The following is a 24,625-nucleotide window of genomic DNA, read 5'->3' on the forward strand; positions in this document are numbered from 1 at the left end:
TCAACAAAGAGAGTAGCGCATGCTACTTAACTTGTAACATGCGCTCTAAGGAAAGCTTTGCTTTTTCAGCCACTTCCGGTGCTACATAAATTTCAGGCTGCATGGTTTCCAGACACCGGACGACTTTTTTCAAGTTGTTTACTTTCATATTCGGGCATACCAGATATTTCGTGGCAAAATGAAAGGTTTTATTAGGACTGTCCAAACGAAGCTGATAACCGGTTCCGTCTTCCGTTCCGACGATAAACTCCTGGCAATCGGATTCACGGCAGTATTTGATGATGGCCGTCGTGCTGCCTACAAAATCTCCGAGCTTTACAACCTCCGGACGGCATTCCGGGTGAACCACAAATTGAGCGTTGGGATGAGCCGCCTTCATTTCCTCGACATCTTTGACGGTCAGCATATCGTGGGTGTTGCAGTAGCCTTCCCAGATGATCATTTTTTTGTTTGTGAATTTTGATACATAGTCGCCTAAATTTTTATCCGGTACCCAGATAATCTCCTCGGCATCGATCGATTCGATGACTTTTCTTGCATTCGCGGAGGTACAGCAGATATCCGTTTCGGACTTCACTTCCGCTGACGTGTTGATGTAGGCGACAACCTTTGCATTAGGGTGCTCTTTCTTCAAAGCCCGCAACCCTTCCACGTTCACCATGTCGGCCATTGGGCAGCCGGCCCGTTCGTCGGGAATAATCACCGTCTTGGTAGGAGCGAGAATTTTAGCGCTTTCCCCCATAAAGTGTACTCCGCAAAAAACGATAACATCTGCATCGGTTTCAGCGGCTTTCTGAGCCAGAAGAAATGAATCCCCGCGGAAATCGGCGACTTCCTGAATCTCGTCACGCTGGTAGTAATGAGCGAGAATAATGGCATTGCGTTCTTTCTTAAGCTCTAAAATTCGCTCTTTCAGCAGTCTGTTCTGCTCGGCTTTTCTTTCGAGAGCCAATGCCTCCATGAATGCATCCTCCTTATATAAAGCGGCACGCCCTATGTTCAATAGCTGGGGCGATCGCCTTCTCACCCTTGTGAACTCTTTGTAAAAGGCAATTCAAGTATCACAACTAAATTTACACAACATGCTTAAACGTGTCAATCCGCAAATCCGGCCGCTAAAATGAAAAAACCGGACGTCCGCGGGGACATCCGGTTGTATGCTCGGTTCTTTCGGTTATGCCTGGTTGTTGCCTTCATCATCCGGTTTATCCGGATTCAGTTTGGTCCGTTCAGGCGTCTCGGTTTTCAGTTCGATTTCAGGTGCAGGTTCCGGCTTAACGCTGTCATCTTGTCCCTGGATCGTCACTTTTATATCGTCATTGCCCGAAATATGACCTTTCTCAAGAAGCTCCACGATCTGTTCCTTATCGAGCGTTTCTCTTTCGAGAAGCGTTTGAGCGACAAGGTGAACTTTGTCCTTATGAGTATTCAGGATCTGCTTCGCCCGGTCGTAGCACTCCCGGATGATCAGCTGCATTTCCTGATCGATTTCATAAGCGATCGCATCGCTGTAGTTCTGCTCATGACCTATATCGCGGCCCAGGAATACTTGGCCTTGGCTGCTGCCGAACTGCATCGGGCCGAGCTTGTCGCTCATACCGAATTCCATAACCATCTTGCGAACGATTCCGGTCGCTTTCTGGAAGTCGCTGTATGCTCCTGTCGCGATCTCGCCGATGAAGATTTCTTCGGCAACGCGACCGCCAAGAAGTCCGGTGACCTTGTCGAGCAGCTCGTTCTTGGTCTGCATCATCCGGTCTTCGCCTTCTTTAGGAAGCATCATCACGTAACCGCCTGCACGGCCGCGGGGAACGATCGTTACCTTATGAACCATGTCCGCATTCTCGGCATAGTAACCGATGATGGCGTGACCGGATTCATGGTAAGCTACCGTACGCTTCTCGCGCTCGCTGATTACGCGGCTTTTCTTCTGCGTACCTACGATAACACGGTCGAAAGCTTCTTCGATCTCGGCCATCGAGATATCTTTGCGGTTGCGGCGCGCTGCGATAAGCGCCGCTTCGTTAAGCAGGTTCTCCAAGTCGGCACCCGTAAAACCGGTGGTGTAACGCGCGATGGAGTCCAATCTTACGTCCTTGGCCAGCGGCTTGTTGCGCGCGTGAACCTTGAGAACCGCTTCGCGGCCTTTCACATCCGGACGGTCAACCGTAATCTGACGGTCGAAACGTCCCGGACGAAGAAGCGCCGGGTCCAGAATGTCCGGACGGTTGGTAGCCGCGATGATGATAATACCCTCATTCGCTCCGAATCCGTCCATCTCGACGAGCAGCTGGTTGAGCGTCTGCTCGCGCTCGTCGTGTCCGCCTCCGAGGCCTGCGCCCCGCTGACGGCCGACGGCGTCGATCTCGTCGATAAAGATAATACAAGGCGCGTTCTTCTTCGCATTCTCGAAGAGATCCCGTACACGGGAAGCACCGACACCGACGAACATTTCCACGAAGTCGGAACCGGAGATGGAGAAGAACGGAACTCCGGCTTCACCCGCAACAGCACGGGCAAGCAGGGTTTTACCGGTCCCCGGAGGACCGTTGAGAAGCACGCCTTTCGGAATGCGGGCTCCTACTGCAGAGAATTTGCGCGGATCTTTGAGGAATTCGACGACTTCGACCAATTCCTGTTTCTCTTCGTCCGCGCCGGCCACGTCTTCGAACGTGACGCGCTTTTTCTCTTCATTATATAAGCGTGCACGGCTCTTGCCGAAATTCATGACTTTGCCGCCGCCGCCCTGAGCCTGGTTCATCAAGAAGAAGAACAGGACGAAGATGATCACAAACGGAATGATGGACGTCAGGAACGAAATCCAAACGCTGTCGCCTTCCATTTTCAGATACTCTTCTTGAACCCCCGCTGTTTCGATCAGCTCTACTACACGTGAATCAAATGGACCACGGGTAACGAATGTAGATTTATCCGCCGCCTTAGGATTCTTGTATTGCCCGTTGATCAGGTACGTGCCCCCGTCGACTTTTATTTGAAGCTTCTCGACGTTCTTGGACGTTAATTCCTGCCGGAACTGGTTGTAGGTAATCGCTTCTTTTTGATCGTTCTGCGTACTAATGAAATGCACAATACCGACTGTTACCAGGAAAATCAATAAATAAAAACCGGTATTCCGGATAAAGCGATTCATCCGCTACCTCCTCTCAAACGACACACTTTTTATATTTTACCACAGCATGTCTTAGCATCACAACAAAGCCGGCCGTGGGACATACCCGGGTGCTCTTAAGAAGAGTAAATCTCCGGTTTCAGAACACCGATGTAAGGAAGATTGCGGTATTTCTCGGCATAATCGAGCCCGTAGCCTACGATAAACGCATCCGGAATTTCAAAACCGGCATAATCGGGCTGCAGATCGACGGACCGTCTGGCAGGTTTGTTGAACAGAGTAACCACAGACACGGACTGGGCATTTCTTCTCTCAAGCACGTCAATGAGGTAGCTCAGGGTCAAACCGCTGTCGATAATATCTTCGACGATCAGCACGTGACGTCCTTCTACGGATACGTCCAAATCTTTAATGATTTTGACGACGCCCGACGATTTCGTCGATTGTCCGTAGCTGGATACCGCCATAAAATCAAGCTCAAGCGGAATCGTAACCTGTTTCACGAGGTCCGCCATGAAAATAAAAGCTCCTTTAAGCACACAAATCACAAGCGGATTGCGGCCTTCGAAGTCTTTGGATATCTGGGCTCCAAGCTCCTGTACCTTAGCTTGAATTTGTTCCTCCGAGTAAAAAACTTCTTGAATGTCGTTAAACAAGGATGCTCCCCCTACTTAATAATATGAAAACTGTGACAAATCATTCTCCAAGGCCGTTTCCCTCGGTCACCGGGGGCTCAATCCGGATGTGCAGCCAACGTACGGTTCCCGGTCCGACAAGCGCATGGCGGGAACGACGAACGCCCGGTATCCACAGAACCCTTCCTTCTGCATCCATAAGCAGCGGAAGCCGGTCTCTGCGGCTGGGCGGTATTTTGGCATCCATGAGAATATCTTTTACTTTTTTGGTGCCGTTTAAACCAAACACGTCCAAACGGTCCCCGGCTTGCCGGCTTCTCACCGACAACGGCATCCGAAGGGCATCAAGATCAAACCAAGCCTCGTCGGGACAGGCTGCTGAAATATCGGCGCCGCCGATTCCATCCCGTTCCGCGGCCGTAAAACCAAAGGTCATTCCGGCTTCCGGAATAGACAGAAACGGCTGCTGCAAGTCCACTTGATGCAAAAAAGCCGCATCCCCCGACCTGGCTGATGTCTCGGATCGAAAACAGATACGTTCGTACTCACGAATCAAGGCAATACGTCCGTCGATTGGCCATGTGAGATTGGAGGGACTGTCCTGCACAATTACCGTACGAATCGCCTCTAATCTTGCATAATCGACGTTTTCCTCTTGAAAAGCGAGATAATTTAATATTAGTTTAATCACACGCCTTTGTAAAGCGACGTGCAAGTGAACAAAATCACCCCGATCCAAGCTTGCTGCACCCGCTTCGGTCTTGACGACGGAAACATACACGCGGTCAGCTTCGTGTTCCATATAATCGTTCTCGGCCGACATGATTTCACCCAGCCGGTTCAAGGACTCCGGAAGCTGATCGTTATATTGGCGCAAATAGGGCATCGCATCCAGCCGTATCCGGTTCCGGAAATACTTCCGCGAATCGTTGCTGCTATCCCGGCAGTAAGCGAGCCCCAGGAATTCACAATAACTAATTACCTCTTTCTTGTATATACGAAGCATGGGCCGGACGAGTTCCACTTTTTTTTCGGCTCGCCTCTCGGGTATTCCCGTCAGCCCTCCTGGCCCGGTGCCCCGTAAAATCCGCATCAGAATCGTCTCGGCTTGATCGTCTGCGTGATGGGCGAGCGCGATTTTATTTGCGCCGTACTTGCGAGCCGTTTCATAAAGGAACTCGTACCGTTTCTGCCGCGCCGCGACCTGAGAGTTCAAGGCTGTTTCTTCTATATAAGCGGGCACATCGATAAAAGCCGACTCACAGGGCAATCCTAGACGCTCCGCAAAGGAAGCGACGAATGCCGCTTCACGGTCGGACTCTTCCCCTCTGAATCGGTGATTGACATGCGCTGCGATGAGCCGCCAATTCCTTGAACCCGCCAGCCCGTACAGCAAATGAAGAAGCGCAACCGAATCCGGTCCTCCCGACACGGCTACAACGACGGTGTCACCCGGTTCCAGCAGCTTCCCTTCGGCGATACGGCTCTCGACGGCCGCACGGACCCGGAATCCCGGGTCCAATCCTCTGCTGCCGGGCTCACCGTGGTTAGCCTCCCTGGGCTGCCGCTTCCCTTCCATGATTGTTTCCCCGCTTTCCGTCCGCTGCTGCAGCCCGTGTTAATCGGCCCTTGTAACGAAAGGGCCGAAGTCTCGACCTTTTTTCAGTCCAGATAAAAGTAAACGATCGTTCCCAGCAAAACAATCAAAGATATCGTCAAAAACAGAACAATCCCGGGGGCTTCTTTTCGTTCGGCCGGGACTTTGATACCGCGCGCCTTCTTGGCTTGTTCCCTCCATACGGCAAGCGCTTCTTCGGAAGAAGCAAACCGGTTATTCAGAGCCTTCAGCAAAAAAGGAGCCAAGCCTTTCATCCGCTCGCTGCTTTTGACGATATCCTCAAGCATGGAGATATTCCGGTTCTGAGGAAGCTCCTGCAGGGCGGGGCGGAACGCGTCGCGTTCATCCAGTGTTTTGATGATCAGAACGGCGAACGAAAACAGATCGTAGCTCTCCTCCGCGACCCGTTCGCCCGCACACCAGTAGCCGCGGTCAAAAATCTCCGTAAACTGCTTCACCGCGCGTCCTTTGGCCGTCATGCCTCCGAAATCTATCAGCTCCACGCTTCCATGTTCCGTAAGAACGAGATTGTCGGATTTCAGATCTCCGTAGATAAACCCGCTGCGGTGCAGCTCCGTAAGCTTTTTAAGCAGATTCGATCCGATCACGTAAATCCAGTCCTTGCCGTAGGTCCGTATGTATTTCGATAAAGAAAGGCCTTGTATGTAAGGCATGATAAAAAACGACAAGCGGCGTCCCTCGAATTCCGCATCGTCGGCATCCAGCAGAAACCGGCTGAACGACGTATCCGTCTTGGAAAGGGACTGCAGGGCGTTTACTTCGAACTGATGGTCGAGAGGGTCGTATCCGATCTTCATCGCATACCGGCGCTCGCCTCTGCGTACAAGCAGCACTTGGCCGTTCGCTCCCGAACCCAGCCCGCGCACAACCGTATAAGTTCTGCCGTTCCAGATCCCCTTGAGGGTCGTACCGAGCGGCAGGGCGGGCTCATACGACGTAGTCACGCAGCATCCCGTCCTCATCGTCTGAATAGATAGGTTTACCCGACACGTACGCCGCCACTTTCAGCATGGCAGGTCCGGTAGGTGTGGTGCCCTTCATGTTTAATTTATAGAACATCTTATCCAGATTTGCAAGATTTGACGTCCAGCCCGAATCCATTTCCACATGGGGATCACCGTCATGCCGTCCCGGAAAATGAAAAACCGCCAGCTCACTTGTCCCGCTCCGCGCCTTGAGACTGAGCAGCAGATCGGAGATGGCCTCGCGCACCGCCGCCATCTTCGGCTTCATGCTGGCGCTGGCATCCACCAGCAGCGCGACGCGGAGGGAGCCGCTCTCCGCAAGCTCGTCTATGACGCGCACGACCTCGGAGCGCTGCACAGGAGGCAGTTCGGTCATATCGCCGCTGCCGAGTATGCTCTGCAGCTCCCGGCTGACCGCCTGCTGAACCGTCTGCGTCACAGTCTTGCGCGTCATCATCTGCACGGTCTGCGACAGCTGCTGCGAGGTTGCGATCCGGCTCATGCCCCCGCCGGCTTTCGCAATCTCGCGGATTTCCTCGGCGCCGAGCAGGCCGAGCTCGCCCTGGTCAACGACACCGATCACGTTGACCGTAATGCCTTCCGCGCGGGCTTCCGCCGCAGCGGCCGCCGGGCTGATTCCGACGTTCGAACAGCCGTCGGTGATTAGTAGGATCTGTTTCATCTCTTCCGCCTCCAACCTATGAATGTTCTTACTAGTTTCGCCAAGTCTGCGAGATTCTAATCATAGGGGCGGAAGAAATCAGTCGCCGGTCAGCCGGCCGGGCCGGAGGTGGCCTGCCTGGGGGACTGAACGCGGAACTTTTTTCAAGAAAAAGCAGCGGGGCACCCGCTAGGATACTCCGCTGCACGGCTGCATTTGTCGAATTTCAGCATTCGGCCTCCTTTCTATTTATAAACCGGCAGGATACGGTTTTACCGCTTTTGCGGCACTCAGCTCACCACCTTCGGCCGCTCGATCCGGTTGACGCCGGGCCAGCGAAATGTCGCCCATTCGGGCTGATGCTTCTCGACACGCGCCGCGACCACGGTCATATCGTCGATAATTTCCCCGTGATGACAACGCATAACGCGTTCAAGCAGACTATCGGCAAAATCTTGGGGAATGTCCGTGTCGATTTCCTGGATCACCCGCTTCATCCACATTTCCTTGTTGACCGCATGTCCGGGCGCGTCGTAAATACCGTCAGTCATCATAATCAGCAGGTCTCCGTGCTGTAGGGATCGCGACAGCAGGTCCACTTCGATGTCCTGCAAAATGCCGACCGGCAAGTTGTTGGCCATTACCGGAATGACTTCGCTGCCTCTTTTAATGAAGCTCGGTGTGGACCCGATTTTCATAAAGGTCGTCTCTGCGCTGTATAAATCAATCAGAGCCATATCCACCGTCGCATACACTTCGTCGGAAGAACGGAGAAGCAGAACGGAGTTGACCGATTTGATCGCGATTTTCTCATCCATGCCCGATTGGAGAAGCTGCTGCAGTATAGTCAGCGCAGCCGAGCTTTCCGCCCTGGCCCTCTCGCCGTTGCCCATTCCGTCGCTCAACGCCACGACGAATTTGCCGTTGCCCAGCTCCGCTACGGAGAAGCTGTCCCCGGACAGCAGTTCTCCGCCTTTGGCTGCTCCCGCGATCCCCGTCTCCACTTCGAATTCTTTGGCCGAGCCGAACAGTACCGTGCTGTAGCCTTCACCCCTCGGGAGCATTTCCTCATTTTTCACCGCAATATGTTCTCCGAGAATTTCGCTTAACAGAGGCGCTATGATTTTGCGGCACTCATCGAAGCCTTTTGTATATTGGTGGATGATCTCGATCTCCACGTTACCTTCGTCCAGCGAAATGACATCAATGCTGTGTATGGAAAGCCCGAGATCCTCCAGAGCCTGACGAATCTGCTCCTCCTGCAGAAAGAGCTCCTGGCCCTCCCGCTTGATCTCCTTCGCCAAATCCTCCATGACCTGGGACACGCCGCTTAATTGATCCGCCACAATTTGACGGCTGTCCGAAATCTGCTTTTTCCAGTGCATATCGTTCTGATATTTCGCATACTGGTTTTTCATAACCTCCAGCACCTGATCCGGCTTCGTACAGGCCTGCTTCCAATCTATCGGAATCTGCTTCCGCGAGAAATTCGGATTAAGCTCGATTTCCGTCATCATGCCCGTCATAAACTGATACGTTTGGTAAAAACGCTGGTCCCAGCACCGGACCCGCTTCGGGCACATCTGGCAGGTCTGGCAGGAAACGGCCTCCATGAAATGGCTGATCTCCTCCTCCTTAGGTACCGGCTGGCTCTCGACCGTAAGCTGTTTGAAGCTCCGCGCCAACTGCATAAACACCTGCGAAAATTGCTCCACCCGGCCGGCCGTAATATCCCTGACGCGTTTGGCGTAATCCTGTTGGGATTTGAGGTTCTCCTGGGTTCCCGGCACGTATTTGGCCAGCGTCTGGAGAACGCCCTTGGGTGTGAGCAGGAAAAGCGCTACCGCCGCAACGGATTCCCAGGTGGAGTTCATGACTTCCCCCTGCGTCCCGATATAGATGGAGAGGATCGACGAGCCGAGCAGCATGCCGAAAGCTACCGCCATCCGCTTGCCTTCCTTAAGCAGGCCCGCCAGCATGCCCGAGAAAGCAAGCAAACTCATCTGATAAATCGCATTTGTATTGGCGAGACTTAAGATAAGTCCCGTCACCACACCGACCGAGGCTCCGAACGGCGCACCGCCCACCAGTGCGAACAACAGAATCAGGTAACGGGAGACAACGTGCTCCACCGTAACCGGTCCGAGCGTCCAGCCCACGGTGCCGGTCATCATAGACGCCAGCAGGATGATCAGACAAATGATCTCTTCATGCTTGAGCTGATAATTTTTGCGGGTCAGTGTGAAGACGGGGACGGCTTGTACGAAAATAAGCGTAAGCACCAGACTCAGCACCGACTCCACTCCCGTCATCGTCAAGGAAAACCAAGATAGGTCCGAGCTGACCAGGTGAGCGAACATCTGCACGAGCAGTGTTGTGATGAAGACGAGTACCGGCGCCAGCGAGATATCCGAGCGCTCGTATTTCTCCAATCCTTTCTGGATGAGGAGAAACACGATCATCTCGGTCAGGATAAACCCGCTCTGAGGTTGTACGGCCAGTAAACTTCCGGCAAATAGAAATACGCCTGTCCATAGAAGCAAATCACGGCGCTGGAAATACATGACCGCAAAAAAGGCTATCGAAAACGGAGCGAGCTCCTCAAGGATCATGGCTCTCCCCAGCAGAAAGGCCATCAACAAGAGCAGGATAGACCATTTCTTGGCTACAAACGATTGAATGAGTCTGTTTTCCGCCACTCTGCCCTGAGCTGCCGACTTTGTCCGCTGCACCGCGCCTGCCCATTGCAGACCGATGGAAAGTGCACCATTTCGTTTTTCCATGTTCAGACACCACCATTTCTCTTAGTGGAGTTTATTATAGGTGGGTTCTATCATAGAATTTGTCATAATGAGTTACTAGAGTTTAAGAAATTTCCGACAAAAAAGGGGTGCCTGTCAGGTCGACGCAAATGCCTACCCCGTGGGGGCTCGGCTTCTCCCTTCCGAACAGCCGTTCCGAAGCGGCGGGAGATTGTCACCGGTAAAAGGGATGCGTATGCGGTAAGGTTGTGTCGATTCCCCGAATAACCGCATGTTAATCGACGCAAAAAAACCACATCCGCCGAAACGGAATGTGGTTGTAGATTTGTGTAAATAGTAGAGCGAGGAACAATTAGTCGCGGCGTCCGCCACGCCCACCACGCTTGGAGTCCTGCTTCTTCAGCGAAGAAATGCGCTCTTCACTGTCCTTGAGGAAACGGTTCATCTTGTCTTCGAAAGACAATTTGCCGGGTGCGTTGCGGAAGCCGCCACCGCGTCCGCCGCGGTCTCCGCGGTTACCGAATCCGCCACGATCTCCGGAACGAGGGGAGTCGAACTTGCCATTGCCTTGTCTTTCAGGGCGAGCAGGTTCAGCGGGCTTTTCAATCGTCTGCTTGATGGATAAGCCGATTTTCCCGTCCTTGTCCACGTTGATGACCTTGACCAGAACCTTGTCTTCCAGCTTGAGATGGTCGTTGACATCCTTCACGTAGTTGTCGGCAATCTCCGAGATATGCACCAATCCGGTGACACCTTGTTCAAGCTCGACAAATGCCCCAAAGTGAGTGATCCCGGTCACTCTTCCTTCTAATTTGCTGCCCACTTCTATTGCCATAAAATACAATGTTCCTCCCTTAAATTGTTCAAAAGAATGGCTATGCCGATTATACCCCATTGCTGAATAGACGGTCAACATGGAGAAAAGCCCAAATAATCCGGTTTTACGGATTTTGTGATTTGGACGTCGGTATAAAAAAACGTGTTTCTCCTTCGCGGGCATAATTCAACTCGCTGCGGATAACTTGCTCCAAATACTCAGGGTCGTGCAAACGGGCAATTTCCTGCTGAAGGTCCGCTTTACGCTTCTGTTCATCGGTAAACTCCTGTTTGATTTGCTGCATCTCCGCACGCTTCTCGCTGATCTTGCCATGTTGTCCCCAGAATGTAATTCCCGCCCACGTCAGAAAACCGAGCAGTATGACGGCGGCAATACGGAATCTGCGGCGCGTGCCTTTGCTATTCGATTTAGGTTGCGTCTGCGTTGATTTGGGTGAAACAGGCATTAATCTCTGAGCCTCCTGATCGTGCAGGGTCATCATATAGTTCGACCCATGCCCGGTTACTTACCCTTGCGAAACCACTTCTGAAACAGTTGCTTTAAAAAATTTAACCACCGCAGCACGCGGGCAGGTACCCGTAAATGCTTGTACAGGGGTCTTGTCAGCCAAAGCAGCAGTTTCCACACAGGGTAAACCAATTGTACCACAACTCGGAACAGGAACATAGCCAGCGCCGCCAAAAAGCCCAGCAGCACCCAGGCCAGCTTATATAACCCGATCGCAGGCTTGATAAAGAGCAGCGTAAACGTTCGCCTGAAGAAGCGGAGGAGCCATTTAACCGCCCGGATCAGGACCACAATAACCTTACGGACGGTACGGCTCAGCGTCATCATGTAAACCAGCAGGCCGATAATTAACCCGACAAAGACGAAGAATCGGACTTGTCCCTGATTGCTGTGCACGAGTGTCCCGAACACGCAGACGGTCGCCGTAATCCAGTAAACCACATCCGCAAGCGGGAAAGTCCAGCGCGGCAGCCGCAGCTGCACGAACACCACCCGGAAGGCGTCGTAGAGCATCCCCAGCCCCATCCCGCTGACGAACATGAACCACAAGGTTAAAAACTGGACGTTCAGTGTCACTTGAACAGCTTACCCAGAAATCCCTTGTTTTTCTCCGGGGAATTTGCGTCCACATATGACAAGGCGTTGACGTATCCTTCTATCGCCACCAGTCCCTGCTCCAGACTCAAATTCTTGATATGCAGATTCTGTCCCTTAATGAGCAGAAACCCGCAGTCCGTCTCCAGCAAAAATTCCTCACTGTCAAAGCTCTCCACATTCTTCACTCCGGAGATTTCGAGCAGCTTGCGGTTGAGCATTTTCACTTCCTGCCGCTTGGTCTTTCCGGCCTCCATCATGGCGAGTCCCCCCTACAGCTTTTCCTACCACTACGATATGGGGGGATGTCCGTTTTTAGAACATCCGGAAACACGTAAAAAAGAGGCCTAGTCGGCGTAAGCCGCCTTTCAGCCTCTTGGTTATCCGTTATTCGCTTCTTCCCGCAGAAGCGTGTACATATGAGCCGCATCCTCTTTACGAGTCGACTCCGTCAGCTGTTCCACGCGAACGGTCACTTTCTTCTGCCCGAATTGAATGGTAAGCTCGTCGCCCACCTTCACCGTCGAGCTCGGTTTCGCATCCCGCCCGTTAATCCAGACACGTCCCTGATCGGAGACGTCTTTGGCCACCGTACGGCGTTTGATCAGCCGGGATACTTTTAAAAACTTGTCGAGTCTCATTATTTTACGGCTTCTTTAAGCTTGTTGCCCGCTTTAAAAGCAGGGACATTCGATTCCGGAATGGAAATTTCTTGACCGGTTTGCGGGTTGCGGCCCGTGCGTCCGGAGCGTTTGCGGGTTTCGAATGTACCGAAGCCGATCAGCTGAACTTTATCTCCCGTGGACAGCGCGTCCGTAATTTCACCGAGGAAAGAGTTGAGGACGGTTTCCACGTCTTTCTTGGTGAGTCCGCTCTTTGTGGAAATGTTGTTGATCAGATCTGTTTTGTTCATGATTCGAATACCTCCTAAAGTGAATGACAATGTGTAGCTGGTTCTGAATCTAACAGAAAAGCCTCTTCCGAAACTAAGTATTCTTGCTCAGCTTGGGAAATCCTGCTGAAAAACCTACGTGGATTGAAGTTTTTTTGCTTCCTGCCACAATTCTTCCATCTCTGCCAAATCCGCCTCCGCCAGGGACTTGCCCTGGGCTTCCAGGCGCTCTTCGATGTACTGGAAACGGCGTACAAACTTGCGGTTAGTCGAAGCCAATGCCTCTTCTGGATCGATTTTCAGGAAGCGTGACAGATTGACGACGGCGAAAAGCAGATCCCCGAGTTCGTCCAGGCGCTCCGCTGCCGCACCGTTTTCCATCGCTTCCTGCACTTCACCGAGTTCTTCGGTGATTTTGGCGATCACTTCCCCGACCTCGGACCAGTCAAAACCGACGGCAGCCGCTTTCTTCTGAAGCTTCAGGGCTTTCATCAGAGCCGGCAGATCCTTGGGCACTCCCGCCAAAGCGGACTGCTTAGAAGGATCAATCCCTTTGCGGCGCTTCTCCTCGTCCTTCATCTGCTGCCAGTTGGCGAGAGCCTCCTCCGCATTTTCCGCGCCTTCCGTACCGAAAACGTGCGGATGACGGCGGATCAGCTTCTCGTTGAGACCCGCGATTACGTCATAGACGGTAAAAGCGCCAGTCTCCTCTTCCATCTGGGAATGGAGCATCACCTGCAGCAGCAGGTCACCGAGCTCCTCGCACATATGGTCGGGGTCGTCCTCATCGATCGTCTCCAGCACCTCGTACGCTTCTTCGATGAGATTTTTGCGGAGGCTGGCGTGTGTCTGCTCGCGATCCCAAGGGCAGCCTTCCGGGCTGCGGAGAATCGCCACAATTTCATGCAGCCGCTCCAAAGTACGGTTGCGGAGTTCGTCGCGGTCGCTGCGCGGCACCCATACAAGGGAGAGGTTGCCGTAGCCCTCGATCCGGTCGAGCTCGTAAAGAGGAACCCGGACAACCGATTCTTCTCCCGCAACGCCAAGGGAGTGACCCGCAAAGACGGTGTAATCGTCCGGATAAAGCTCCATCAGCGTAAGCTTCACATCCGACGCCGTAAATGTATCGTACACTTGTCCGATAACCGTATGCAAGCGGGGGTTCAGCATACCGGGCCGCAGATCCGTCGCGTCCAAAAGCTGCATCCCTTCGATGGGGTCAAAGCCGAACCGGAGAAACGCCTGGTCGAGGAAACTTTCCCCGCCCACGATCTCCAGTGGAATGCCCGCTTCCGGACATTTCGTCCTCAGCAGCTGCACGGTGTACTCGGCCACCATAGGATGTCCGGGAACCGCGTACACGACAGCCTGCGAACGGGCGGACTCCAGCAGCGAGGCCGCTATCGCTTCATACGTGTCGTCAAAGCGGTCCTTCGCTTCGTAAATCGCGTCAAAGGTCTCGTACCGGATCCCCTCCGCCCGGAGATAGGCGGCAACCGGGTGATGATCGGTGCGGAGAATCAGCTTCGGGGCCTGCTGCAAACGGCGCAGCACGCCGAGCGTGAGCTGGTTTTCGTCCCCGGAACCGAGTCCGAGAACCGTAATTCCTTGCGTCATAGTCCTTGCCTCCCACGCGTATTCCGGTTCCCGCTTAAGCGGAGCCGGTTGATTCGCAGCTATTTTACGCCGAAACGGCGCGGTCTATCACGGAGCCCGGTCCGCTCCTAGAGCCGCTCCCCCTGCGGGAACAGGCGCAGCTTCGTCAGCGCCGAAGCCAGCTTGCCGCCGCCGGGGAGCTGCTCCAGCTCCGCCCGGTTCACGGCGCCGAAGCGCAGCAGCGCGAGCGCGTACACGGCCGCGCCGAGCGCCACCCCGGCCAGCGCCAATACGCTGGCCTGTCCGCGCGGGCCGAGGCCCGGCGCCAAGGCGCCAAGCAGCGGCCCGCCCGCGAGCTGGAGCGCGCCCAGAGCGGCGCACATGAGCGCGGCAGCCGCAAGCGGCGCCAAGGCCGAGGAGCGCGGGCGCTGCGGAGCGCCGGTCAGCCGCCGCACCTCGGCGAGGCCCAGGGCGGACGCGGCAGCGAACGCGAGCACCGCCGACACGGCTGCGCCGGCGATTCCCCAGCGCGGCACGAGCAGCAGGCTGCCGCCGATCTTGACGGCGGCGGCTGCGAGCAGATGCAGCGCGGGAGCATTCACGGCGCCGAGGCCCTGCAGCACTCCGGCAAGCACGATGTTGAGCGTGCCGAACAGCGCCGTGAGCGCGAGCAGAGCCATCGTGCCGGACGCTTCTTCGCTCTGATAGAGCATCACGTTCACCGGCACGGTGAGAGAGGCCAGGCCGGCGGCCGCAGCCAGGCCGAGCAGGCCCGTCATCCGCACGGTCCGCTCCGTGCGGATTTGCAGCTGCGCCGGGTCCGCCGCCTTAGCAGCGGCGATTGCCGGCACCAGCACGGCCGTCAGCGAGGACGCGACCATCGTCACGGCCTGAACCAAGGGCAGGCCGTGGTTGTACAGGCCGAACTGGCGCATCGCCTCGGCCGGGTCCGCTCCCCCGCCAAGGAGCAGGCGGGGAATGGTGAAGGCGTCGATGAGATTGAGAATCGGCGTCATGATCGAGCCGAGGCAGATCGGCAGAGCGTAAGCGCCGATAGAGGCCATGAGCCGGCCAAGCGGTTCTTTGGTCCCCGCAGGGCCGGCGTCTCCAGCTCGGGCAGCCTCTCGCCTCCCGACGCTTCTGTCCTTGCTTCTCTGCCAATAAAACAGAAGCAGAAGTAAGGCCCCTGCCGCCCCCGTTACGGAACCGAATGTCGCTCCGGCGGCAATATCGCCGTCTCCCGCGCCTTGTTCGGTCAAGTACAGCAAAAGAAGAACCATCGTAAGCACGCGAACCGTCTGCTCGACTGCCTGGGACACCGCGGTGGGGACCATGTTCCCATAGCCTTGAAAATAACCGCGGAGAACCGAGAGTACGGGAACCAGCAGAAGCGCGTATGAAATGCTGCGGATGGCCGGCGCTGCAGCCGCTGTTCCTATCCAGCCTGCCAGCACATCGGCTCCGAAATACAGCAAGAGAAAGCAAAGGACGCCGGTTGCTGTCAGGAGCAGAGCGGAAGCCGCCGCCACCCGTCTAGCCCCCGCATGATCGCGTGCGGCTGCCCGGTCCTGAACGAATTTTGCGACCGTGATCGGAAAACCCGCCGTCGCCAGGAAAAGAATCAGGAGATACAGCGGATAGACGGCGTTGTAAATGCCGAAAGCTCCGTCCCCGGCTATATTTTGCAGCGGAATTTTTTGGAGGGTTCCGAGCAGTTTGGAGAATACCGCCGCTGCGGCCAGCAACGCGGCGCCCTTAAGGAGCCGGGAGCTTCCGACCGTCACAGTCTGTTCCTGCGTTCCCTTTTCCGTGGACATGAACGTCTCTCCTGCGATAAAAGATTAAATGTGTCCGTGTGTATCTACACTTCCATTTGCTTGGACAAGAAGGAAGCGGCCGTTTCGGCCATGATCCGCTCGGTTTTTCCCATGACCACATCATTTTCCTTGCTGACCAACAGAACGGCGCCGATGGTGTCCCCATTGTGAATGATCGGTGCAATGACGAATGAGCCGTAAGCATCTGCCGCATCCTTAACCAGTTCGTAACTGCCGGCCGCTTCTTGCACGATGGTCTGTCTTCCGTTCAAGGCGTTCTCCAATTGCTCGCCCACCGGTTTGCCGTCATATTCTTTACGTCCGCGGCCTGCCGCTGCGATAAAGGTCTCCCGGTCCGCTATAACGGCCTGATACCCGGTGCTCTCGTTTAACGATTCCGCGTATTCCAGCGCAAAATCTCCAAGTTCACCGACCGGAGAATATTTCTGCAAAATGACTTCGCCGTCGGGGTTCACGAATATCTCCATGGGATCGCCTTCCCGGATGCGCATGGTGCGCCGAATCTCTTTAGGAATGACTACCCGTCCTAAATCGTCTATGCGTCTAACTATACCTGTCGCTTTCATACTGCTTAAAGCCTCGCTTTCCTTCTGGGGGTTTACACTAGGATGTTTGAAAAATACGGATTAAAGAGGACTCTTCCCATTATATATAAATTTCCTCATAAAACAAAAAAAGCCCCCCTTACCTCCGGAATTGGTTTCCAAGTAAGGGAAGCTTTCGGTTACTGCTCCATTTGTTTCGCCAAAAAACCGGCTGCCGTCTCCACCATTTTCGATTCCATATTGCCCATTGTGACTTCTTCGTCCTTGCTCATCAGAATAACCGAACCGATCGGGTCTCCGCCCGCCACAATCGGAGCGATGACGAAAGAGCTGTAAATTTCGGGATTGTCTTTGGAGATTTCGTATGTACCCGAACCGCTCTCGATAGTCGGTTTACGGTTTTCCATGGTGGTCTCCACGATCTGCCCGATCTGTTTGTCCATATACTCTTTCTTCGAACCGCCCGCTACCGCGATAATCGTATCCCGGTCCGTAATCAGTGTGATATGATTGGTGCTCTCATAGAGAGACTCGGCATATTCTTTGGCAAAATCCCCTAATTCGCCGATCGGGGAATACTTCTTCAAGATAACTTCACCGTCGCGATCGACGAATATCTCGAGCGGGTCGCCTTCCCGGATGCGCAGTGTGCGCCGTATTTCCTTCGGAATGACAACCCTGCCCAGGTCATCAATGCGACGAACGATTCCAGTTGCTTTCATGACTCATGTTGCCCCACTTTCACTTGAAGTTTTGGATACGACTGGACGCCGATCTGCGTGTATTTAAAAGAGAAGGGTGTAGCGATTCGATTCTGACCATAGTATTCATCGGCCCCCATATTCTTATACATTTCCCTCTTTCCATCCACGTAAAATAAAAAGCCATCCCGTCCGGATGGACGAGATGGCTTATGTTAAATAAATGATCTGCCGCCAGGCTTCGCAGATCCGCTTACTTCGCCGCCGGCGAAGGGCTTGCGGCCGGAGGCGTCGCTCCAGGCACGTCGGTCGGCGCCGCGGTCGGCGTCGTCTGCGGAGACGGGCTGCCTGTCGGAGCCTCCGTGCCGCTCGGTGCCGTGCTTCCGCCAGGTGCCGGGCTCGGATTGGCCGATGGAGCCGGAGTCGGAGTCGGCTTAGGAAGCTTGTTCGTTTCGATCAAGCCGGGAAGCTCCTTCGTTACGAACTCCTGCATCTTCACTTGCGCCAGGTTAGAGGCCAGCTCTTTCTTGGCGTCTTCTACGGTTTCGGTTTTACGGGATTCCACTTTCATGACGTGGTAGCCGTACTCGGTCTCAATGGGATCGCTGATCGTATTCAAAGGCAGTTCGAGGGCCGCTTTTTTGAATCCGGCCACCCACTGGCTGACTTTGGCGTTCTCATACTTGCCGCCTTTTTCCTTGGAGCTGAGATCGTCGGTGTATTCTTTGGCAAGAGCGTCGAAGTCTCCGCCGTTTTTCAGCTTCTGCTGCACTTCTTTTGCGCGCTTCAGAGCTTCTTCTTTCGTGCGGAGCTCTTTATTCGTATTCGGATCGTTAAGACCGATGAGAATATGACGGACAGTCGCTACATCGTAGGCGTTCGGGTCCGCTTTTTTGGCCTTCTCGTATTCCGCTTTGATTTCGTCGTCAGTGACCTGCTTCTCCAAGTAGCTCGTGGAATACACGCTGAGTCTCAAGAGATTCTCAATGTCTTTCTCTTCCAGTTTAGCGTCTTTCAGCTTCTTCTCCAGGCCGCCTTCCTGCGCGCCCACGAAAGTTTTCAGCTGCGTAACTTGATCGGTTACCTGCTTGTCCGCTTCTTTCTTCACGTCATCGCTCGCACGTCCGGAAAGGACCTTCAGCATAATAAACTGCTCCAGCATGCTTTGCTGGTAAGCCGGGTCCGTTTCGAACTGCGCGTATTCCGGATACAGGAGACGGTTGAAGGAAAGCAGTTTGTCAAACTCTCCGCGGGTCACTTTACCCCCGTCTTTGTAAGTGGCGATAACCTCTTCCGGCGTGCCGGCTTTTCCTTCGTCCTTCTTGCCGCACCCGCTGGCCACGGCCAAGACAAGGACTAATACGGCAAGCAGCAGCCACTTGCTTTTGGCCCAACCTGATTTATTGTGTTGCATTCTGCAATTCTCCCTTCGTTTTCAAGGCTTCCCTGTATTGTAACAGAAAACGCTCCACCAATGCGATTGTGTCCTCAGGGGACAGCCCTTTGCCGCGGATATGAACGTGAATCTGAGGCCCGGCAATCAGCTTGACGCGCCCGTCGAAGCCGTTCGAAATCGTAAACAGCTTCTGACCGTCCAGTCTTTCCGTCTCGTCTGGGGAAATCTTGATATGATAGTCGTCGCCCTTCTGGGAGATGGATTCGATTTTATATTCGGCTCCATACACCTTCAATCTGGCTACGGCCAAAAGATTGGAAACGGCAGGCGGCAAATCGCCGAACCGGTCCACCAATTCCTCATCCAGATCTTCCGCTTCCGCGAAGGAGCGGATATTCGCCACTTTCTTGTAAATCTCGATCTTCTGCATACTGTCGTAAATGTAATCCGACGGCAGGTAAGCATCCAAGTGAAGGTCAAGCTGCGTGATCCATTCCTTCTCGGGCTCCGCCTGCTCTCCGTCCAGCTCCAGCTTGCGCTTGGCGATTTCCTCGCTCAGCATCTGGGAATAGAGGTCGAACCCGACGGAAGCGATAAACCCGTGCTGCTCGGCTCCGAGCAGATTGCCGGCTCCGCGGATGGACAAGTCCCTCATGGCAATTTTAAACCCGGATCCAAGTTCTGTAAATTCTTTAATTGCCTGGAGACGCTTCTCCGCCACTTCGTTCAGCACTTTGTCGCGCTGATACGTAAAGTACGCGTAGGCGATCCGGTTGGAACGGCCGACCCGGCCCCGCAGCTGGTACAGCTGGGACAAGCCCATCTTGTCGGCGTCATGCACGATCAGCGTATTCACGTTCGGGATATCGACGCCGGTCTCGATGATGCTCGTGCTTACGAGCACGTCGAACTCGCCGTCCAGGAAGTCGAGAATCGTTTTCTCGAGTTCCTGCTCCGACATCTGCCCGTGCGCAACAGTCACGCGGGCTTCCGGGACGAGCATGGAGATCTGCTCGGCCATCTGGTTGATTCCCTGGACGCGGTTGAACAGGAAATACACCTGTCCTTCACGCGCCAGCTCGCGTTCGATCGCTTCCCGCACGAGCGTTGTGCTGTATTCCAGCACGTAGGTCTGTACGGGGAAGCGGTTCTCCGGCGGCGTCTCGATGACGGACAGGTCGCGAACCCCCAGCATCGACATGTGGAGCGTGCGCGGGATCGGCGTTGCGGTCAGCGTCAGCACGTCGACATTCGTTTTCAGCCGCTTCAGCTTCTCTTTGTGCGAGACGCCGAAACGCTGCTCTTCATCGACGATGAGCAGCCCCAGGTCTTTGAACTTCAGATCCTGGGACAGCAGGCGGTGCGTTCCGATAACGATGTCGACGGTACCGGCCTTGACGCCCTTGGTCGTTTCATTCTGCTCCTTCTTCGAACGGAACCGGCTCAGCACCTGGATGTTGAACGGGTATCCCGAGAAGCGCTCGCGGAACGTCTCGTAATGCTGCTGCGCCAAAATCGTCGTCGGCACCAGGACAGCGACCTGTTTGCCGTCGATAGCCGCTTTGAAGGCGGCGCGGATAGCCACTTCCGTCTTGCCGTAACCGACGTCTCCGCAAAGAAGCCGGTCCATCGGACGCGGTTTTTCCATATCTTTCTTAATTTCCCCAATTGCCCGGAGTTGATCCGTCGTTTCGTCATACGGAAACATGCTTTCGAATTCCTGCTGGTAGGCGGAATCGGAGCTGAAGCCGTATCCCGTTGTCGCTTGACGGTCCGCGTAAAGCTTGATGAGATCGTCGGCGATGTCCTTGACGGAGGTCCGGACTTTGTTCTTGACGCGGTTCCAGTCGGCCCCGCCCAGCTTGTATATCTTCGGCTCTTTCTCTTCCGAACCGACATATTTCTGAATGAGATCGATCTGGTCGATCGGGACGGACAGCTTGTCGCCGCCCGCATAAACAATATGCAAATAATCTTTATGAATGCCCCCGACTTCAAGCGTGCCGATCCCGACATACTTCCCGATCCCGTGATTAACGTGAACGACGTAGTCTCCGACTTTAAGCTCCTGATAGCTTTTGATTCTCTCGGCATTCTCGATTTTCTTGTCTACTTTGCGCGCTTTCCGCTGCTTCTGCGTAAACATCTCGCCTTCCGTAATCACAACGAGATGAATGGACGGCAGCTCGAAGCCGGTCTGCAGGTTCCCGTTCATAATCTCGGGTTCATCGATTTGATAGTCCCCGAGCACACGACGGACGCGGTCCATCCGCTCTTCACCGTTGGCTAGGATGATCACGCGGCTGCCCGTCTTTTTCCAGCGTTCCATTTCCGCTTTCAGAAGGTTCATCTGCCCGTGGAAATTCTGCATGACCCGGGACATGAAATTGACAATGTTCTGCGGCTGGGTCTGCGGGACTTGGCGCAGGAAGAGCGACATATAAAGCGTCGGATAAGTGCGGCGCTGCATAAGGGTCTCGAGCTGCTTCGAAAGCGTGAGGGCCGGGAGAGCCTTTCCGTCCTGAAGGGAACTCGTCACCCACTCCGCCTCTTCCCGCTCCAGCTGCTTGGAGGTTTCCACGAGCCGGGCCGGCTCGTCAACGAGCAGCACCGTATCTTCCGGCATGTAATCGGATAGAGTCTGCCGCTCCGGATAGAGCAGCGAGACATACTTGAACAGCCCCTGGAAGGTGTTCCCCTCTCGGAGCAGTTCAATATCATGTCCGATTCCTTCCAGCAGCCTGTCCTTAGCCTGACGGTCCGTCATTTTGGCAAGCTGGGTCTGAAGAAGTTCATAAGCGTGTTGAGCAGCGCTCTGAAAACGCTTTCTATTTAAGAGGACTTCCCGGCACGGTTGGATCACGAACGAATCCAGTTTTTCGATGGAGCGCTGGTCCGAAACGTCGAACGTACGGATAGAATCCACATCCACATCGAATAATTCGATCCGTACGGCCGTGGAAGAAGTCAGCGGAAATAAATCCACGATGCCTCCGCGGACGCTCATTTCCCCCTTCGCTTCCACCCGTTCCACACGCTCGTAACCCAGCTCGGTCAGACGGGTCAGAAATTCCTCCAGGTCAATTGTATCCCCCAAACGTACGGTGAGCTGGGCTTCCTTGAACGTTTCCTTAGTCGGAAGCAGACGACGAAATCCGGCATACGGCACAATGACCGCTCCCCGGTATCCGCCGGCCAGTTTAGTCAGCACATCGATCCGCTGCGCCAGCATTTCAGGACTGGCAATAGCCGCTTCGGCGGCAAGCAGCTCTTGTGCGGGATATAAGAGAACCCCGTCTTCCGGAAGACATTCGCTTAAATCTTCGAAGATCTTCTGGGCGGAGAACATATTATGCGTAACGATGAGAAGCGGACGCTCGAGTTGCTGCATCAGTGCGGCAAGCATCACCTGACGAGAGGAGCCGGTTAATCCGGCGATCAACTGCTCTTTCATGCCGGAACGAATGCCCGTAATCACACTTTGAAAATCGCGGTCCGTTGAAAAAGCCTGTATTAAAGCTTGCAAATCAAGTACACTCCTCTCACAAAAAGAAGCCTCGGCGCTTGCCTAGGCTGTCATGACACAATTTTTGCACATGTCCGGAGTACGGGATAAGCGCCCTAAGCAGCGCGCAGGCAGCGGCCGGAATCGGTCACTGCAGCGGGCTGCCGATCAGGTTAAGCTCAGGATTGGCGTCCAGTGCCTGCTTGCAGTAATCGCAAACCACCTTGACCGTAACGCCCCCGTCCATGTTATACGCTATTATATCGCTCCGCTCTTCGGGGGTCAAGAAATGGAAACCGAGCTGGTATTCGCTCACTTGATCCCGGCTGATTTCCCCGATAGACGATTGGCAATGACGGCAAATATATTTTACTGACATCAATGTATGCCTCCTTGCAGGTTTCGATTACTCCTTAGTATGGCCCTGTTTTTAAAATCCTAGCCAACTCCGGAAGTAATTTGCCCGCCTATGCACGGCATACAATGTGTCTTGGGGCGGCCGATGCCCCCTCCCCGGATCAATCTCCCTTAGGAAGGGAACAGGGGAACGTGCCCGTTTCGCAACACGGCATGTTCAATCCGCCGGGTCTTCGCACTAATTCCCGCTTCCGTTGAAAACCGCCATCGTTTTCTCGAAGGGCTCGCTCAGGCAGTGCTCCATCGCTTCGCACGTTTTGTCCAGAACGGCCGGCAGCGCACCCGTTTCCGCTTTGCTGAAATTCGACAAGACATAGTCGACAATCGGATACCCCGGATTAGGCCGATTGATCCCCATACGGATGCGGTTGAACGTGGACGTGCCCGTATGGGTTATGACGGATTTGATCCCGTTATGGCCGCCAGCGCTCCCTTGGTAACGCAGTCTGATATTCCCGAATGGCGTATCCATATCATCGTACAAAATGACGAGATCCGACACGTCGACTTTATAGAAGTCCATGAAAGCCCGAATCGACTCTCCCGACAAATTCATATAGGTCATAGGTTTCAGCAAGTAGGCCTTTGTACCGTTCACGCGCACTTCAGCCAAATGGCCTTTGCACTTATTCTGGAACGAAGACACGCCCCATTTCTCGGCAAAACGGTCGATCGCCATGAAGCCGATATTATGCCGTGTGTGCTCGTACTGTTTTCCTGGATTGCCCAAACCGACAAAACATTTCACGTTTCATTCACTCCCAAAATTTTTTTGCTTTTTTTAACTAGACACCGTAACGATTCCCTGCCGAAACTTGTCTACTATATACAGGCATTTTATGCGGTTCCGGGCATAGGCCTGCGTTTTTTCGGCCGCCTGGCTCATTTGCCGGTCCCAGCCGCAAAGATAAAGTCATAAATTGGCGCAAATCAGCATGATTTACGCTTCAAAAAAATATGGGTAGCAGGTGATGAATCTTATGTACGACAACGGCCAACAGCTTTACCAGGACGATCATTTTCAAGATCATTTGGAAGCGGAGGTTCCTGTCCAAGTATACTATCTTAACGCCCACAAAGATATAGGCTTCGTCCATCTCTATTCTTCCCACTTCATCAAGATCAACAACACGTTTTACAACCGCGGCATGTTTACATTCGTTTCAAGACCGGGTTATTAGGCGCAGTTTAGCAAGCGCTTACAAAGCTTGTCAACTTTTTCGTCCATCGCTTAAGGATTAAAAAGGCTGCTGCCGGATCACCGGCAGCAGCCTCTCATTTTGCCCGAAGGCCGTCTTATTCTTTCGGTTCCGCAGCTTCTTCAGCCGCAGGCTCAGCTTCGGCTGCAGGCTCGTCCGCAGTCGTTTCTTCGACTTCCTTCTGCGGTTGAAGCACGGTAACCACAACATCCTGAGCTTCCGTTTTCACTTCGACGTTCTCAGGCAGCTTCAAATCGGATACGAGGATATTCTCCCCGATGCCGAGATTGCTGACATCCACCTGCACGGAGTCCGGCAGATCGCTAGGCAGACAACGGACGTCGAGCTGCGCCGTCTCCACTTGGAGAATGCCGCCTTCTTTCACGCCTGCCGCTTCTCCCACGATCTCGACGGCGACCGTAGCCTTAACCGGTTCGTTCATGTTGATCTGATGGAAGTCAATGTGGATGACATCCTGGCTCAGGCTGTCTCTCTGAACTCCACTGATAAGTACGGGGCGCTTGCCCACGCCTTCGATATTAAGATCAATCACCGCATTCGGGTGGCTTTTCAGCAGCGGCACGAGTTCCTTCCGCTCCAGAACAACCGTCAGGCTGTCCGTCGTTTTCCCGTAAACTACGCCCGGCACCTTGCCTTGTCTGCGCAGCTGCTTGGCCTCCGACTTGGTGGCATTGGTTCTGGTATTTCCTTTAAGAGCTACTCCCATACAAAAAGAACCTCCCTTTTAGATGGCTAAACATAAATTACCCATCCGAGGGAGGTTTAAATCAATGATTGATAAAAA

At 54.1% G+C, this 24,625-nt stretch carries 23 protein-coding genes; 1 reads left to right on the forward strand and 22 read right to left on the reverse strand.

From position 1 onward, the window contains the following. Positions 1–22 precede the first annotated feature (22 nt). The 21 genes from nadA to pth form a co-directional block, all read right to left on the reverse strand. Entirely contained in the window at positions 23–961 is a 939-nt protein-coding gene (nadA, locus tag KVT34_RS27125) for a quinolinate synthase NadA (protein ID WP_009671902.1), read from the reverse strand. A 213-nt stretch (positions 962–1,174) separates the two neighbouring features. Beyond that, the gene (gene ftsH, locus KVT34_RS27130) at positions 1,175–3,151 is read right to left on the reverse strand and encodes an ATP-dependent zinc metalloprotease FtsH (RefSeq protein ID WP_217562895.1); all 1,977 of its coding nucleotides are present in this window, start codon (positions 3,149–3,151) and stop codon (positions 1,175–1,177) included. Between the two features lie 95 nt (positions 3,152–3,246). Then, entirely contained in the window at positions 3,247–3,786 is a 540-nt protein-coding gene (gene hpt / locus KVT34_RS27135; RefSeq protein WP_009671909.1) for a hypoxanthine phosphoribosyltransferase, read from the reverse strand. Positions 3,787–3,826: 40 nt separating this feature from the next. After that, a complete protein-coding gene (gene tilS / locus KVT34_RS27140) occupies positions 3,827–5,344 on the reverse strand; it encodes a tRNA lysidine(34) synthetase TilS (protein ID WP_217562896.1) in 1,518 nt (505 codons plus the stop codon). 83 nt (positions 5,345–5,427) lie between these two features. Beyond that, positions 5,428–6,348, reverse strand: a complete 921-nt coding sequence (locus KVT34_RS27145) for a protein kinase domain-containing protein (protein WP_009671868.1) — start codon at positions 6,346–6,348, stop codon at positions 5,428–5,430. Next, the gene (locus tag KVT34_RS27150; RefSeq protein ID WP_217562897.1) at positions 6,332–7,051 is read right to left on the reverse strand and encodes a vWA domain-containing protein; all 720 of its coding nucleotides are present in this window, start codon (positions 7,049–7,051) and stop codon (positions 6,332–6,334) included. The genes KVT34_RS27145 and KVT34_RS27150 overlap by 17 nt, the downstream gene beginning before the upstream one ends. Positions 7,052–7,320: 269 nt before the next feature. Next, positions 7,321–9,813, reverse strand: a complete 2,493-nt coding sequence (spoIIE, locus tag KVT34_RS27155; RefSeq protein WP_217562898.1) for a stage II sporulation protein E — start codon at positions 9,811–9,813, stop codon at positions 7,321–7,323. A gap of 331 nt (positions 9,814–10,144) precedes the next feature. Beyond that, positions 10,145–10,627 carry a S1 domain-containing RNA-binding protein gene (locus tag KVT34_RS27160; protein ID WP_016424266.1) on the reverse strand — a complete coding sequence of 161 codons (483 nt, stop codon included), beginning with the start codon at positions 10,625–10,627 and terminating at the stop codon, positions 10,145–10,147. Between the two features lie 106 nt (positions 10,628–10,733). Continuing rightward, positions 10,734–11,075, reverse strand: a complete 342-nt coding sequence (locus KVT34_RS27165) for an FtsB family cell division protein (RefSeq protein ID WP_217562899.1) — start codon at positions 11,073–11,075, stop codon at positions 10,734–10,736. A 56-nt stretch (positions 11,076–11,131) separates the two neighbouring features. Then, the gene (gene yabQ, locus KVT34_RS27170) at positions 11,132–11,713 is read right to left on the reverse strand and encodes a spore cortex biosynthesis protein YabQ (protein WP_217562900.1); all 582 of its coding nucleotides are present in this window, start codon (positions 11,711–11,713) and stop codon (positions 11,132–11,134) included. After that, positions 11,710–11,991 (reverse strand): sporulation protein YabP, encoded by a 282-nt coding sequence (gene yabP / locus KVT34_RS27175; RefSeq protein WP_009671862.1) that lies wholly within the window; start codon positions 11,989–11,991, stop codon positions 11,710–11,712. Before yabP ends, yabQ begins: the two co-directional genes overlap by 4 nt. Positions 11,992–12,111: 120 nt before the next feature. Beyond that, on the reverse strand, positions 12,112–12,372 hold the full coding sequence (locus KVT34_RS27180; protein ID WP_042235286.1) for an RNA-binding S4 domain-containing protein: 261 nt from the start codon (positions 12,370–12,372) through the stop codon (positions 12,112–12,114). Continuing rightward, positions 12,372–12,644 carry an HU family DNA-binding protein gene (locus KVT34_RS27185; RefSeq protein WP_009671911.1) on the reverse strand — a complete coding sequence of 91 codons (273 nt, stop codon included), beginning with the start codon at positions 12,642–12,644 and terminating at the stop codon, positions 12,372–12,374. The genes KVT34_RS27180 and KVT34_RS27185 overlap by 1 nt, the downstream gene beginning before the upstream one ends. Before the next feature lie 114 nt (positions 12,645–12,758). Further along, the gene (yabN, locus tag KVT34_RS27190) at positions 12,759–14,240 is read right to left on the reverse strand and encodes a bifunctional methyltransferase/pyrophosphohydrolase YabN (RefSeq protein ID WP_217562901.1); all 1,482 of its coding nucleotides are present in this window, start codon (positions 14,238–14,240) and stop codon (positions 12,759–12,761) included. Between the two features lie 107 nt (positions 14,241–14,347). Then, complete coding sequence (locus KVT34_RS27195; RefSeq protein ID WP_217562902.1) at positions 14,348–16,036, reverse strand: polysaccharide biosynthesis protein; 1,689 nt, start codon at positions 16,034–16,036, stop codon at positions 14,348–14,350. A gap of 44 nt (positions 16,037–16,080) precedes the next feature. Continuing rightward, the gene (spoVT, locus tag KVT34_RS27200; RefSeq protein ID WP_217562903.1) at positions 16,081–16,623 is read right to left on the reverse strand and encodes a stage V sporulation protein T; all 543 of its coding nucleotides are present in this window, start codon (positions 16,621–16,623) and stop codon (positions 16,081–16,083) included. 158 nt (positions 16,624–16,781) lie between these two features. Beyond that, positions 16,782–17,324: a stage V sporulation protein T gene (gene spoVT / locus KVT34_RS27205; protein WP_217562904.1), complete on the reverse strand. Its 543-nt coding sequence runs from the start codon at positions 17,322–17,324 to the stop codon at positions 16,782–16,784. A 232-nt stretch (positions 17,325–17,556) separates the two neighbouring features. Beyond that, a complete protein-coding gene (locus KVT34_RS27210; RefSeq protein ID WP_217562905.1) occupies positions 17,557–18,717 on the reverse strand; it encodes a peptidylprolyl isomerase in 1,161 nt (386 codons plus the stop codon). Continuing rightward, complete coding sequence (mfd, locus tag KVT34_RS27215) at positions 18,704–22,225, reverse strand: transcription-repair coupling factor (RefSeq protein ID WP_217562906.1); 3,522 nt, start codon at positions 22,223–22,225, stop codon at positions 18,704–18,706. Before mfd ends, KVT34_RS27210 begins: the two co-directional genes overlap by 14 nt. A gap of 127 nt (positions 22,226–22,352) precedes the next feature. Then, positions 22,353–22,583 (reverse strand): anti-sigma-F factor Fin, encoded by a 231-nt coding sequence (fin, locus tag KVT34_RS27220; RefSeq protein WP_009671878.1) that lies wholly within the window; start codon positions 22,581–22,583, stop codon positions 22,353–22,355. Between the two features lie 216 nt (positions 22,584–22,799). Beyond that, positions 22,800–23,369, reverse strand: a complete 570-nt coding sequence (pth, locus tag KVT34_RS27225; protein WP_217562907.1) for an aminoacyl-tRNA hydrolase — start codon at positions 23,367–23,369, stop codon at positions 22,800–22,802. Between the two features lie 232 nt (positions 23,370–23,601). Here pth and KVT34_RS27230 point away from each other — a divergent pair, with 232 nt between their 5' ends. Then, positions 23,602–23,802, forward strand: a complete 201-nt coding sequence (locus tag KVT34_RS27230; protein ID WP_217562908.1) for a hypothetical protein — start codon at positions 23,602–23,604, stop codon at positions 23,800–23,802. A 115-nt stretch (positions 23,803–23,917) separates the two neighbouring features. Here the strand turns inward: KVT34_RS27230 and KVT34_RS27235 are convergent, their stop codons facing one another. Beyond that, the gene (locus KVT34_RS27235) at positions 23,918–24,547 is read right to left on the reverse strand and encodes a 50S ribosomal protein L25/general stress protein Ctc (RefSeq protein ID WP_217562909.1); all 630 of its coding nucleotides are present in this window, start codon (positions 24,545–24,547) and stop codon (positions 23,918–23,920) included. Positions 24,548–24,625 lie beyond the last annotated feature (78 nt).

Origin of the sequence: Paenibacillus sp. GbtcB18, from assembly GCF_019091125.1 — a bacterium.
Lineage (GTDB): Bacteria > Bacillota > Bacilli > Paenibacillales > NBRC-103111 > Paenibacillus_F > Paenibacillus_F chitinolyticus.